This window comes from Actinoplanes sandaracinus (assembly GCF_030009775.1).
GTDB classification, from domain to species: Bacteria; Actinomycetota; Actinomycetes; order Mycobacteriales; family Micromonosporaceae; genus Actinoplanes; species Actinoplanes sandaracinus.
Genome location: NZ_JASCTH010000020.1, coordinates 86,903 through 99,658, shown reverse-complemented (window position 1 = coordinate 99,658; position 12,756 = coordinate 86,903). Strand labels below are relative to the sequence as shown.

Annotated in this window: 10 protein-coding genes; 5 read left to right on the top strand and 5 right to left on the bottom strand. The window is 71.8% G+C overall.

The window, feature by feature from the left end; all coding sequences use genetic code 11:
- Positions 1-6 precede the first annotated feature (6 nt).
- The 3 genes from QLQ12_RS28370 to QLQ12_RS28360 all read right to left on the bottom strand — a co-directional run bounded on the left by QLQ12_RS28370 (position 7) and on the right by QLQ12_RS28360 (position 2,855).
- Positions 7-666: a response regulator transcription factor gene (locus QLQ12_RS28370; protein WP_282763602.1), complete on the bottom strand. Its 660-nt coding sequence runs from the start codon at positions 664-666 to the stop codon at positions 7-9.
- A gap of 252 nt (positions 667-918) precedes the next feature.
- Positions 919-2,391, bottom strand: coding sequence for an alpha-amylase family protein (locus QLQ12_RS28365; protein WP_282763601.1), 1,473 nt, complete (start codon positions 2,389-2,391; stop codon positions 919-921).
- A gap of 41 nt (positions 2,392-2,432) precedes the next feature.
- Positions 2,433-2,855 carry a cupin domain-containing protein gene (locus QLQ12_RS28360; RefSeq protein ID WP_282763600.1) on the bottom strand — a complete coding sequence of 141 codons (423 nt, stop codon included), beginning with the start codon at positions 2,853-2,855 and terminating at the stop codon, positions 2,433-2,435.
- A gap of 158 nt (positions 2,856-3,013) precedes the next feature.
- On the opposite strand from QLQ12_RS28360, the gene QLQ12_RS28355 reads away from it, so the two are divergent.
- Together QLQ12_RS28355 and QLQ12_RS28350 are read left to right on the top strand one after the other, a co-directional pair.
- Positions 3,014-4,282: a pyridoxal phosphate-dependent aminotransferase gene (locus QLQ12_RS28355; RefSeq protein ID WP_282763599.1), complete on the top strand. Its 1,269-nt coding sequence runs from the start codon at positions 3,014-3,016 to the stop codon at positions 4,280-4,282.
- 194 nt (positions 4,283-4,476) lie between these two features.
- The gene (locus tag QLQ12_RS28350; protein ID WP_282763598.1) at positions 4,477-5,049 is read left to right on the top strand and encodes a hypothetical protein; all 573 of its coding nucleotides are present in this window, start codon (positions 4,477-4,479) and stop codon (positions 5,047-5,049) included.
- A gap of 9 nt (positions 5,050-5,058) precedes the next feature.
- On the opposite strand, the gene QLQ12_RS28345 is transcribed toward QLQ12_RS28350, so the two are convergent.
- Complete coding sequence (locus QLQ12_RS28345) at positions 5,059-7,071, bottom strand: ATP-binding protein (RefSeq protein ID WP_282763597.1); 2,013 nt, start codon at positions 7,069-7,071, stop codon at positions 5,059-5,061.
- A gap of 192 nt (positions 7,072-7,263) precedes the next feature.
- On the opposite strand from QLQ12_RS28345, the gene QLQ12_RS28340 reads away from it, so the two are divergent.
- Complete coding sequence (locus QLQ12_RS28340) at positions 7,264-8,427, top strand: S8 family peptidase (protein ID WP_282763596.1); 1,164 nt, start codon at positions 7,264-7,266, stop codon at positions 8,425-8,427.
- Between the two features lie 47 nt (positions 8,428-8,474).
- Here QLQ12_RS28340 and QLQ12_RS28335 read toward each other — a convergent pair whose 3' ends face one another.
- Positions 8,475-8,906, bottom strand: a complete 432-nt coding sequence (locus tag QLQ12_RS28335) for a YybH family protein (RefSeq protein WP_282763595.1) — start codon at positions 8,904-8,906, stop codon at positions 8,475-8,477.
- A gap of 102 nt (positions 8,907-9,008) precedes the next feature.
- Between QLQ12_RS28335 and QLQ12_RS28330 the strand changes: the two genes are divergently transcribed.
- Together QLQ12_RS28330 and QLQ12_RS28325 are read left to right on the top strand one after the other, a co-directional pair.
- Positions 9,009-11,135, top strand: coding sequence for an ATP-binding protein (locus tag QLQ12_RS28330; RefSeq protein ID WP_282763594.1), 2,127 nt, complete (start codon positions 9,009-9,011; stop codon positions 11,133-11,135).
- Between the two features lie 80 nt (positions 11,136-11,215).
- Positions 11,216-12,712, top strand: coding sequence for a glycosyltransferase family 39 protein (locus QLQ12_RS28325; protein WP_282763593.1), 1,497 nt, complete (start codon positions 11,216-11,218; stop codon positions 12,710-12,712).
- Positions 12,713-12,756 lie beyond the last annotated feature (44 nt).

The window sequence follows — 12,756 nt, the reverse complement described above, 5'->3', positions numbered from 1 at the left end:
CGTTTCTCATGACGCGCGCAAACGGTAGCCCACTCCGCGGACGGTCTCCACCAGGCCGGGGTCGCCGAGTTTGCCGCGCAGTGAGGCCACATGGACTTCCAGCGTGTGTTTGCCGGACCAGGTGGTCTGCCAGACGTCCAGCATGATCCGCTCCCGGGAGAGCGCGACCCCCGGCTGGCGTGCCAGCGAGGTGAGGATGTCGAACTCCTTGCGGGTCAGCGAAACCGGCTCCCCGCCCACCTGCACGGTCCGCGCCGCCGGATCGATGCGGATCGGCCCCACCTCGACGATGTCACCGGAGACCGGCGTCTGCCGCACGGTCCGCCGCAGCAGCGCCTCGATCCGCGCCTGCAGCTCGGCCATCGAGAACGGCTTGACCACGTAGTCGTCCGCGCCCACCCGCAACCCGGTCACCCGGTCACGTTCCTCACCGCGGGCCGTCACCGCGATGATGCCCAGATGCTCGCTGCGCGCCCGCAGCGCCCGGCACACCTCGAGCCCATCGCCGTCCGGCAGGTTCAGATCGAGAAGCACCAGGTCACAGGGCGCGGCCTCGAGCGCGGCGGTAGCCGTGGCGGCGTGCTCCACCGAGTAACCCCGGCGCTGCAACATCGAGGTCATCACCGCGCCGACGCGGCGGTCGTCCTCCACGAGCAGTATCCGCATGGGCCACCCCGCCTACCCTTCGTTCGATGCCCGGACGGTAGCCGCAGATTGTTTCCAGCGGGAGCGTCCCGGGCAGGTCTGGCACGGACCGGTTCCCGGCGAGGGCCTCGCGGGCAACGCCGGCACGCCGTTCTCGCGACCATTCTGGCAGTCTCCGGCAATTCCGTCGCGAACCCGACCGCCACCGCTCGCCGCGGCTTGCGGCGCCGTGACGCCGGGCGCGGGCCCCGATGGCGCCGGGTGCCGAGCCGGTCAGGCGGGTTCGACGGTGAGGATGTGGCCCGCCCAGGGGGCGAGGTCGACGAAGAGGCCCTCGGTGGCCAGCTCGTCGCCGTCACGGTCGAAGACGCGGCCGTCCAGGAGGTCGGTGAGTTCCCAGGAACGACCGGCCAGGCCGGGCCATGGCAGGGCGACGCGGGCCTGCGCCTGGGTGTCGCCGTAGTTGACGACGACCAGGTGACGGGTGGCGCCGAGGTGCCAGGACCAGGCGAGGACGTCGCGGTGGGTGGGGTTGTCGGGCCACCCTCGGGTGTCGAGGAGCTGCCACTCGCCGCGGCGGACGCCCGCGGCCACGGCGAGGAGGCGGCGGTGGAAGGAACGCAGGTCGGGATCGGCCGGCTCGTCGGGGTAGCGGCCGAGGAAGACCGGCAGGTGGGTGCGGCGGCCCTCGAACTGGCCGTCGTGCCAGAGGGTGCCGCCGGGCAGGGTGGCGACGGCGAGGGCGGCGGCGCGGGAGCGACCACCGGGCATCGTCGCGGCGGCGCGCGGCTCGTCGTGGTTCTCGACGAACCGCAGCAGCCCGTTCTGGTAGTCGCGGTCGGCGATCAGGTGCTTGCGCACCGATGAGGCGTCCTCGTGGACCAGCCGGTCGTAGAGCCGTTTGTCGTAGCAGAAGTCGAAGCCCTGCCGCTGCAGGGTCCATTCGGTGTCCCAGTACGCCTCGGCGATCAGCACCAGCCCGGGGTGCGTCGCCCGGACCCGCTCGATGATCGGCGGCCAGAACTCGTCCGCCGGGACGTCGCCGGCGTACCGGCCCCAGGTGCCGGCGAAGATGTCGTTGGTGACCAGCATCGCCATGTCGCAGCGGACGCCGTCGCACTGGTCGCCGATCCAGGCGAGGGTGGCGACGGTCGCCTCGCGCAGGCCCGGGTCGAAGGCGTTGAGCTGGGCGACGTCCGGCCACGGCGGGAAGTACGGGTCGCGGCCGAAGGCGAGGATCCGGCCGGCCGCCTCGAACCAGCCGGTGGGATCGGCGGCCAGGTCGGCCTCGGCGCCCTGGATGAACCAGTTCGGGTGGTCGACGGTCGCCGGATGGTCGGGCGCCACATGGTTGGGCACGTAGTCGAGGATCAGCTTGAGGCCACGCCTGTTCAGTTCGGCGCGGGCGGCGGCCAGGCCGGTGGGTCCGCCGAGGGCGTCGTCGGCCCGGTACCGGCGCACGCAGTACGGCGAGCCGACGATGTCGGCGCCGGCCAGGTCGGGCAGCGCCGACCGGAAGGCCCGCTGCAGTGGCGCGTTCTGCCGGGCCACCGCCAGGCCGGCGGGGCTGCGCTCCCAGACCCCCATCAGCCAGACCGCGTCGACGCCCGGCGCGGCGACGTCGTCCCACACTTCGCCGGGCACGTCCCCCAGGGTCACCGGCCGGCCGTAGCGCCGGCTCAGCCCGGCCAGCCACGGCCAGGTGCCGATCTCGTAGATCGCCGGCGCGGTCGGCCACCCGGTCATCGCTGCCCCCCTCGTCAGTCACCCCATGCTAGGCGGGATGATCAGCAACCGGGGTCGGCGGCGTCTGTGGAGAGCGGCACACCCTGGGGGCTCGCATAGACGACGTCCAGGATCAGCGGCTCGCCGCCGCGGTTCTCGCCCATGTGGGCGCGGGGCTCCTGCGGTTCCTCCATCAGGCTCTCCCCGGCCTTGTACCGGCGCACCGTGACGCAGTCGGCCATCAGGTGGGTCAGGGTGCCCCGCCGGACGTTGGCGAAGACCAGGCCGGGATGCCGGTGCCAGCCGGTGCTGCCGCCGGGCGTGATGGTGATCTCCCGCAGCACGTAGTCGGTGTCGTCGACGGTCCACTGCCAGACGACTTTCGCGGTCACCCCGCGGCCGGTCGTGGCGTGGGCCGGGCTGGCCGTCATCACCGCCCCGGAAACCACCAGTCCCGCCAGAAACAGCCTGATCAACCCACGCATTCCAGTTCCCTCCGTGACGTCCACCTGCGGAGAGAACGAGCTAGTTGATCATTAGATGCGGGGAGCCCTTCCTTTCCTCCGCATTAAGGCTCGAACGATCGGGTCTCGGCGCCCGTACCCGGTGGCGGCACCATCACCGAGGGGTTCGGGAGGACACCGTGGCGCGCACCGGAATCGATACGTCGATCCTGCACAAGGGGGCGCACAGCGCTTCGTACTTCGACCTGGCCCGGGCGGCGGGCGAGGGCGCGGAGATCGTCGACTTCTGCATCCCGTGCAACCCGTACTTCCCGACCCCGGAGATGTTCGACGAGCTGTCGCGTGATCTGAAGAGCATCCTCAAGTACTACCCGAGCGACTCGGCCACCATCACCAAGAAGCTCGCCAGCGTGCTCAACCTGCATCCGCAGACGGTCGCGATGGCGAACGGCTCGACCGAGCTGATCACCTGGATCGACCACCTGCTGATCAAGGAGAGCGTGGCGATCCCGATCCCGACCTTCGGCCGGTGGACCGACCAGCCGATGGAGACGGGCAAGCGGGTGGACATGTTCCCGCTGCAGGAGCGCGACGGGTTCCGCCTCGACCTCGAGGAGTATGTGGAGTTCATCCGCCAGCGCAAGTCCCGGGTCGCGGTGGTCTGCAACGTGAACAACCCGGACGGCCACTACATCCCGCGGCGCGACGTGATCCGGTTCATGGACACGCTCAGCGACCTGGATCTGGTCGTGGTCGACGAGTCGTTCATCGACTTCTCCGACGCCGAGCGGTACCCGTCGGTCGGGCCGGACGCGGTGATCCGCCCGAACGCGGTGGTGCTGAAGAGCCTGGGCAAGAACTTCGGACTGCACGGCATCCGGTTCGGCTACATGCTGGCCAACCCGGCGATCTCCGGGAAGGTCGCCAAGATGCTGCCCAAGTGGAACCTGAACTCCCTCGCGGAGAAGGTGGTCCACATGATCTCCGACCACGAGATGGAGTACGAGGAGAGCCTGCGCCTGCTCAGCCGGGACCGCCGCTCGATGGGCCGGGAGCTGCAGCGCATCCAGGGCATGACGGTCTTCCCCTCGCAGGGCAACTTCTTCCTGGTCAAGCTGCCGAGTGAGTGGTCCGGTGTGGCGCTGCGCGACTACCTGGTCGCCAACCACGGCATCATGACCCGGGAGTGCGGCAACAAGCTCGGCATGACCAGCCAGTTCATGCGCCTGGTGGTGCGGCCGGCCGCCGACGTGGACCGTCTCGTCGACGGGATGATGGAGTACGCGCAACGGTTCCACAGCCGGTCGGCGTACGACAGCGACCCGCTGGAGAGCACCGGGCGGCGCTGGGCCGAACCGGCCTACGACGAGCAGCCGGACAACCTCATCCCGTACCCGGGCCAGCGCGGCGCCGGCGAGTACACCGCACGCCGCGCCGCCGCCGGCTAGGCCGCCGAAGCCGGGCAGGCCGCGCGGAACCGGGGCAGTTCGGCGGTTCCGCTCAGCTCGACCGACGCCCCGCCGAAGAGCAGTCGTGGAGCACGAAGACGAGCACCGCGGCACGATGACGGTGACCGGTACGCCCACCGGCGCCACCGCCCGCGTGACTCCGCCGGCCGTCGCGTAGCCCCTAGGGTGGAGGGATGGAGCAGCCCGGCGCCATGCGTGTCGACGACGTCGTGGCCGTGATCATCCAGCGGCTGGCGGAGCAGCGTCAGGTGGTGCCCGACTACGTCGTCCGGGATGCGATCGAGGCCGCTCTGCGCCGGCGCGCCCCCGGCCTCGACATGGTCCCGGCCGACGTCGCCGAGGAACTGATCAACGGATTCTGCACCGGCATCGCCGCGCCCGAGGACGACTCGGCCACCATGCCGGCGGTGCTCAGCGGCGACGAGACCGGCCGCCTGATGACGGCGCTCGGGCTGGCCGTCCACGTGGCGGCGTTCAACCTGGACCGCGACCGCCTGCACGTCGCCCAGGTCCTCAACGGCGCCGCGGCCGCCCTGGTCGCGCTCGGTTCCGCGGCCCGCGCCGCGCACGCCGACGGCACCTCGGCGGTGTTGCTCTCTCCGGTGACGCTGCGGACCGTGCGCACGACGGTGGTCGGGGTGCTGCAAGGCCTGCAGGACCGCGGCTGGCAGGCCCAGCACCTCGATCAGGCCGGCACGACGGCCCTGTTCGGCGGCGTGCTGGACCTGCTCGGAGCGGTTCCTTAGGAGCCGTCTCTATTGGCTGGCGGCGAGGGTCCGGGCATACGCGGACCGTCCCGCCGGCAGGGTGAAGGACATCCGGGTGCCGGTGGCGTACGGATTGGCGGTCGCCTCGATCGTCCCGCCGTGCCGCTCCACGATCCGCTTGCAGATCGCCAGTTCCAGACCGTTGGAGGCGGAGCCCTTCTCGCGGTGGAAGTTCGTGAAGATCTCGTGCCGCTTGCCCGGCGGGATGCCGACGCTGTTGTCCAGGATGTCGATGCGCAGCAGCCCGTTCGGCGCCGGCTGGCAGGAGATCGCCAGGTACGGCCCCACTCCCGGCCCCATCATCCGCAGCGAGTTGTCGATCAGGTTCTCCAGCAGTTGCCGCAGCAGCACGGGGTCCGCCTCGACCGGGTCCAGCCGGCCCACCTCGAAGTACGGCGGCGCCGCCCCGGTGCTCTCGGCCTGGTCCAGGCGGCTGTTGATGACGTCTCCGACGAGCAGCGCCAGGTTCACCGTGGTGGGCATCAGCTTGCCGTCGCGGGCGGCGGTGTAGGACAGCAGCCCGTTCAGGAACGTGCGCATCCGGGCGGCCGCGCGCTGGATCCGTTCCACCCGTTCGACCGGCTGATATCCGGCCAGTTCCTGCTCCAGGACCTCGGACCAGCCCTCGATCGTGGTGAGCGGGTTGAGCAGGTTGTGCGCGACCCGCCCGGCGAAGGACATCAGCTCGTCGCGGTGCCGGCGGTCGGCGGTGACGTCGTGGAAGACCACCACCACGTGGGACGGGCCCGCGCCGAGCGCCAGCCGGGCCACGTTGAACCGGACCACCCGGCCCTCCGGGACCGCGCTGTTGCGGATCAGGATGTCCATCGGCGCGGCTTCCTCGCCGGCCAGGGCTCGCACGTGGGGCAACTCGGCGTCGGTCAACGGGGTGCCGTCGGGCTGGAAGAATCCGTGGTCGCTGCCGAGGGCCACCCCGCCGGTGACGGTGTGCACGGCGCCGAGGAGACGGCCGGCGGCCGGGTTGCGCAGGACGAGCCGGCCGGTGTGGTCGAGGATGGCCAGGCCCTCGGTCATCGAGTTGACCACCGTGGTCATCATCGTGGCCTTGTCGGTCGCCTCCTCCTCGGAGGTCTGGAGGCGCTGGATCAGCGTGTCACGTTCGTCGCGGCTGAGGGCGAGGGCGAGGCCGACGGAGGCGAGGACGCCGGCGTAGAACTGGATCAGCAGCATGCTGAGATCGGTGTCCTGCACCGCCGCGTACGGGCCGTGACCGGTCCGGGTGTAGCTCAGGGCGACGCAGCTGAAGACGACGGCGTGCAGGATGACGAGCGGGGTCGGCATCCGGATGGCCGCCCAGACGGCCAGCGGGATCAGGACGAACCCGATCGGCAGCTTCTCCTGGCTGAACACGGCCCAGTAGGCGGCTGCCGAGACGGCGAAGACGGCCCCGCACTCCAGCCAGCGCGCCGTCGGCAGCCCGGTGAGCCCGTGCCGGTGGCCGCGGACCAGATCGACGATCAACAGGGTGGCCGAACCGAACACCAGGACGGCGACCACGTCGCGAACGATCAGAGCGGCCACGGCGGCCGGCGAGAACGCCCACGTCTCGGCGAGCAGCAGGCCGCCGGCGGTGCGCGTCAGGGTGGCGGCGGTCGCGGCGAGGACGGCGCAGAGCATGAGCCGCCACAGGTCGAGCAGGTTCGACAGCGGGGCGCCGCCGTCACCGGGCAGCCGGCGCCCGGCGGCGACCGTGAAGACCAGTGCCCCGACCGTCGCCGCCGGCGCTTCGGCCAGCGCGGAGGGCACGCCGGTGCCGGCGGCGATCAGACCCGCCACGGTCAGCAGCGGGACGGCCGCCAGTTCGGCCCAGCGCCATCGCGACTCCCGGCTCACCGCCATCCAGATCGCCGCGACACCGATGGCGGGCCAGATCATCAGCGCGCCGGAGTCCCCCATCGTGGTGCGCGCGCCGGCCACGACGGCGATCAGATAGAGCGCCGCGAAGCCGACAACGGGCGGTACGGCCATCGGAAGTCTCATCGGCTCGCCTCGTATCAGGATGTGACCCTTTCCTCCCTCTTGTCGGCAACCCGGGCCGAACACTGAGCCAAAGATATATACAGTTCGATATATAGATGTGAACGACTGTCACGCTTACGCTCGGCGCAGAGCTGTCGAGTGATGAGCATCCATCCCTGTGCTCGCCGCCGGCAGGCCCGAGGGAGGAAGAACATGGCGATTCGACGCAGTGGCGGCCGCATCCTGGCCGCCGGACTGTTCGCACTGGCGGTCGTCGCGACGGGCACCCCGGCCGCGGCCGCTCCGGCCACCGGCCAGATCCGGCTCGCCGGCACCGCGAACGCGATCCCCGGTAGCTACATCGTCGTCCTGAAGTCCGGCGCGCAGGAGGCCGGCGTCACGAAGTCCTACGGCGGGGCCGTCCAGCGCAGCTTCGGCACGGCGCTCAACGGTTACGAGGCCACCCTGACCGAGGCGCAGGCCAAGCGGCTGGCCGCCAACTCCAAAATCGCGTACGTCGAACAGAACCAGGTGGTGTCGCTGAACGCCACGCAGACCAACGCGCCGTGGGGCCTGGACCGCATCGACCAGCGCGCCCGTCCCCTGAGCACCACCTTCACCTACCCGGTGACCGCCTCCAACGTCACCGCCTACATCATCGACACCGGCATCCGTTACACGCACAGCCAGTTCGGCGGCCGGGCCACCGCCGGTTACGACGCGGTCGGCTCCGGCGCGGTGGACTGCAACGGCCACGGCACGCACGTGGCGGGCACGGTCGGCGGCAGCACGTACGGCGTGGCCAAGGCCGTCCGGCTGGTCGGCGTCCGGGTGCTCAACTGCTCCGGCTCCGGCACCACGGCCGGCGTCGTCGCCGGCGTCAACTGGGTGACCCAGAACGCGGTCAAGCCGGCGGTCGCCAACATGAGCCTCGGTGGCGGCGCGAGCAGCACCATCGACACCGCGGTCCGCAACTCGATCGCCTCCGGCGTCACCTACGCGATCGCCGCCGGCAACTCCAACGCCAACGCCTGCAACGCCTCACCGGCCCGCGTGCCCACCGCGATCACCGTCGGCGCCACCACCAGCACCGACGCCCGGGCCAGCTACTCCAACTACGGCACCTGCCTGGACATCTTCGCGCCGGGCTCGTCGATCCTCTCGGCCTGGTACAACAGCAACACCGCCACCAACACCATCAGCGGCACCTCGATGGCAGCCCCGCACGTCGCCGGCGCGGCCGCCCTGGTCCTCTCCCGTAACACCGGCTACACCCCCGCCCAGGTGGCGTCAGCGCTGACCGGCAGCGCCACTCCCAACGTGGTGACCAACCCCGGCAGCGGTTCCCCGAACCGCCTGCTCTTCGTCGTCCAGTAACACCTCGCGGAAGGCGGGGGACACCAGTCCCCCGCCTTCCGTGGTGGTCAGGAGGCGGAGCCGAAGGGGTTGTTGATCAGGTAGCGCCACCGGCCGTCGGCTCCCCGGCGGAGCACGTCCGTGGCGACGCCGGCCATGTCGAGCGGAAAGCCCTGCCGCGCGGTGCCCCGCATCGACCAGTCCACCACGGACAACGCGATGTCACCGGCGACGTAGAGATGTCTGGTCCGCGCGAGCATGGGGACGCCGAACCCGAGCAGATGCTCATAGGCGGCACGGCGCCCGGCCGGACCCGTCACCGGCATGCCCGGTTGCGGGACGAGAACAGCGTCCGTTTCGTAGAACCGGTCGACGAGGGCACTCGACCCCGTGGCGAAGGCCGTGCCGTAAAGGGCCACATGCGCGCCGGGATCGGTGGCCGGAGCGATCCGCTCGGCCGGCATGTCATCTCCGCCGATGGACGGCTGAAAATCTGTCATGCCCTCCTAGAATAACCCCGCCGCCTGCTCACGCGCTGTCCCCTCCGCACCGGCGGCTGAGCACCGCTCAGTCGTCCGGCTCGGCGACCCGATAAGGCAGGGGTGAGGGGGAAGCGGACGGTCATCAGCGCTCTGGTGGCCCTGGTCGGCTGTGGTCTGGCGCTGGGCGTCGGCATCGTGCTGGAGCGGCACGAGTCGTCCGCCGGCGCGATTCAGATGGATCGCCGGACCGCCACCGCGGCCGAGGCGGTGCGCTCGGAGACGCAGCGTTATGTCGACACCCTGCTCACCACGGCGGCCGCTGCCGGTGCGCAGGACGAGCTCACCATGGCCGAGTACACGGCCCTGACCGAGCCGCTGAAGTCGATGAACCTGGCGGGCGCCACCTCGGTCGCCCTAGTCGTGCCGGCCTCCCACGACCAGGTGCCCGAGGTCCAGCAGCGGTGGCGGCAGCGGGGACTGCCGGGTCTGGAACTGCTTCCGTACGGCACCGGCGACCACCTCTTCTCGGTCTATGTGACCCCACTGGACGGCAATGACGTGACGCCCGGCACGGACCTGATCCGGGCCGAGGCGCCGGCCGCGGCGATGGCCGACTCGCGCCGCAGCGGCGAGGTGACCGTCTCGGACACCTATCACCTGATCGTCGATCAAGGGCTGCCGCCGGAGCGGCGGCAGAGCTCGTTCGTCCTGACCGCCCCGGTGCATCAGGGTCCCGACCAGCGTTTCCTCGGCTGGATCGTCCTCGGCGTCCGCGGCCAGGACTTCATGGGCGCGACGTTGGCACAGGCCGGCCAGGGCCTGCTGGATCTGGCGTTGCGCGCCGACGATCCGGAGCGGCGGGAGGTCATCGTCGCCTCGTTGCGGGCGGCGGTCCCGGGCGAGCGGGACCTGCGCCGTACGGTGACCGTCGAAGTCGCCGACGGCACCTGGGCCCTGCATCTGGCCGCGGTGGGTGACCGCCTGCCGGGCGCGGCGAGCGCCCTGCCCCTGGCCGTGGCCGGCGGCGGGCTGTGCCTGACGCTCCTGTTGACGATGTTGGTGTGGGTGCTGGCGACCGGCCGGGAGCGGGCCGAGGCGCGGGTCCGTCTGGCGACCGCGGAGCTGCTCGCCGGTGAGGAGCAGTCGCACCGGCAGGCCCGGCTGCTGACGGCGGTGCTGGACGGCATCAGCGACGGTGTGGGGGTGGTCGGGCCGGACGGGCGGTTCCTGCTGCACAATCCGGCGGCCCGGCGGATCCTCGGTGAGGGTGGGAAGTCCGCGGGCCCGGGCGCCTGGCCGGATCACTCCGGCCTGTTCCGGCTGGACGGCGTCGCCCCGTACCCGGTGGAGGAGTTGCCGTTGACCCGGGCTCTGCGCGGGGAGGACAGCGACCAGGTGGAGATGATCGTCCGCAATCCGCTGCACCCGGACGGCCGGGTGATCAGCGTGTCGGCCCGGCCGATCGACACCGCCGCCGGGGAGCGCGGCGCGGTCGCCGTCTTTCACGACATCACCGACCGCAAGCACGTGGAGAACGAGTTGCGGGGGTTCGCCGGGGTGGTGGCGCACGATCTGAAGGCGCCGCTCACCCTGGTGCACGGGTACGCCGAACTGATCATCGAGGCGCTGGCGGAACCGGGGGCCGGGCCGGACGCCGTGGAGGACGCGCTGCGCAGCGCCGGCAAGGTGATATCCGGCGCGGACCGGATGCAGAACCTGATCACCGAGCTGCTGGACTACACCGCGGCCCGGGACGCGACGATGCGGATCGCCGACGTGGGTCTGCGGGAGCTGGTGGACGACGTGGTCACCACGCGAATCGACGCTCCGGGCGTCCCGGAGGCCGCGCCGGACGTGTTCGTCGGGTGCCTGCCGCATGTGCGGGGCGACCGGGTGCTGCTCCGGCAGGTGTTCGACAACCTGGTCGGCAACGCGATCAAGTACACGCCCCCGGGCCAGGCGCCGCGCATCGACGTGACGGCCGAGGTGGACGACGCCGGGACGGTCTGCGTGCAGGTCGCCGACCGGGGCATCGGCATCCCGGACGGCGAGCACGCCGCGGTCTTCGACAGCTTCCACCGGGCCAGCAACGGCCGCGGCACGCCCGGCACCGGCCTCGGGCTGGCCATCTGCCGCCGGATCGTGGAGCGGCACGGCGGGCGCATCGAGGCGCTGCCCAATCCGGGCGGCGGCACGATCTTCGCCTTCACTCTGCCGACCGAGTGCGTCCTCACGCCCACCGCCTGAGCAAGCCGGGGCGGCCGAAGGGAACCGCACCGGGCGTTCACGGACTGTTCCCTCCCGGCGTCCGGCGCCACGTCGCCGTCGTGCCTACGCTGGCTGTCCACAGCCGCGCCCAGGAGATCGTCATCAGCGTCGTCACCGCACCGAGCCCGCAGAGCCCCGCCCGGACCGCACCGCGGCGGCCGTTGCGGGGGCCGTACCCGCTGATCTGGGTGGCGCCTCCGCTGGTCATGGCCGCCGTCGGCGGGTGGCGGATGCGAGGGGCCTCGCTCTGGGCGGACGAACTCGCCACCTGGGGCGCGATCCGGCTCGACTGGGATCAGCTGTGGCGGCTCGCGGGGTCGGTGGACGCGGTGCTCACGCCGTACTACGCGGCTTTGAAGGTCTTCGCCGCTGTCGCCGGAACCGGCACCTGGGCGATCCGGTCGCCCTCGCTGATCGCCGCCGTCGCCACCACCGTGGTGGTCGTCGCGCTCGGCCGCCGGGCCGGCGGCGACGCGGTGGGCCTGCTCGCCGGCCTGCTCTTCGCGGTCCTCCCGGTCTCCTCGCGCTACGCGCAGGAGGCCCGGCCGTACGCGATCGTCGTGTTCCTCGCCGCGCTGGCCCTGCTCGCCCTGGTCCGCCTGCTGGACCGCCCGTCACCGGGCCGGGCCGTCGCCTACGGGCTCGTGGTGGCCGTCACCGGCGTGTTCCATCCGCTCAGCGCGCTGCTCATGGTCGCCGGGCACGCCCTCGCCGGCCGAAGCGCGATCCGTGCGTGGCTGCCGGCCGCCGCGCTGGGCAGCCTGCCCGCGCTGGCGCTCGGCCTGTACGCGACCCGTCAGACCGCGCAGATCTCCTGGATCGGCCTGGTCGGCACCCCGACCGTACGACTGCTGCCCGCCCAGCTCTTCGTCTCCGCCGTCGTCGGCGGCATGGTGCTGGCCCTCGCGTTCGCCGGCCTGCGCCGTGACCGAATGGGCTGGTCACTGGCCGCGGCCGGCCTGGCCCCGCCCGCGCTGCTGCTGGCCGCCGGCGCCGTCACCGAGATCTGGGTGGCCCGCTATGTGCTGATCGCGATCCCCGCGCTGACCGTCCTGGCGGTGTGTGGCGCCGCCCGCGCGGGCCGCCCGCAGGCCGCGGCGATGGTGGCCGTCGCGGCGTTCCTCGGGTACCCGGCCCAGCTCGACGTCCGGGAGTCGGCCGGCCACGGCCAGGACTCGGCCCGCATCGCCCAGATCATCGCGCCCCGTCACCGGCCCGGCGACGTCGCGGTCTTCACCGACGGCCATCCCAGCCTCGGATGGGCGGCCCGCGACGTCTACGAACGCTATCTGCCGCGGCCTCGGCCCGCCGACGTCCTCGCCGTGGCCGGGCAGCGGGTGGACGGCCGGTTCCTGGCCCGGGAGTGCCCGGAGGCGGCATGCCTGGGCGCCCCGCCGCGCATCTGGGTGATCCGGGTCGACTCCCCCGCCGATCCCCTGCAGAACATGTCGGCGCCCAAACGCGACCGGATCGCCCGCGACTACCGGGTCGTGGAGCGCTGGAGTCACCCGCTGCTCGGCGTCACGCTCATGGAACGTGAGCCGCGGACCCCCTGACCGGGACCGCACGACCGGCCGCGGCGGCCCGCGATCACTGATCA

What these genes read in the sequence shown, in the direction of transcription:
- QLQ12_RS28370 (WP_282763602.1), bottom strand. Translation starts at nt 666, where the DNA reads ATGCGGATACTGCTCGTGGAGGACGACCGCCGCGTCGGCGCGGTGATG.
- QLQ12_RS28365 (WP_282763601.1), bottom strand. Translation starts at nt 2,391, where the DNA reads ATGACCGGGTGGCCGACCGCGCCGGCGATCTACGAGATCGGCACCTGG.
- QLQ12_RS28360 (WP_282763600.1), bottom strand. Translation starts at nt 2,855, where the DNA reads ATGCGTGGGTTGATCAGGCTGTTTCTGGCGGGACTGGTGGTTTCCGGG.
- QLQ12_RS28350 (WP_282763598.1), top strand. Translation starts at nt 4,477, where the DNA reads ATGGAGCAGCCCGGCGCCATGCGTGTCGACGACGTCGTGGCCGTGATC.
- QLQ12_RS28345 (WP_282763597.1), bottom strand. Translation starts at nt 7,071, where the DNA reads ATGAGACTTCCGATGGCCGTACCGCCCGTTGTCGGCTTCGCGGCGCTC.
- QLQ12_RS28340 (WP_282763596.1), top strand. Translation starts at nt 7,264, where the DNA reads ATGGCGATTCGACGCAGTGGCGGCCGCATCCTGGCCGCCGGACTGTTC.
- QLQ12_RS28335 (WP_282763595.1), bottom strand. Translation starts at nt 8,906, where the DNA reads ATGACAGATTTTCAGCCGTCCATCGGCGGAGATGACATGCCGGCCGAG.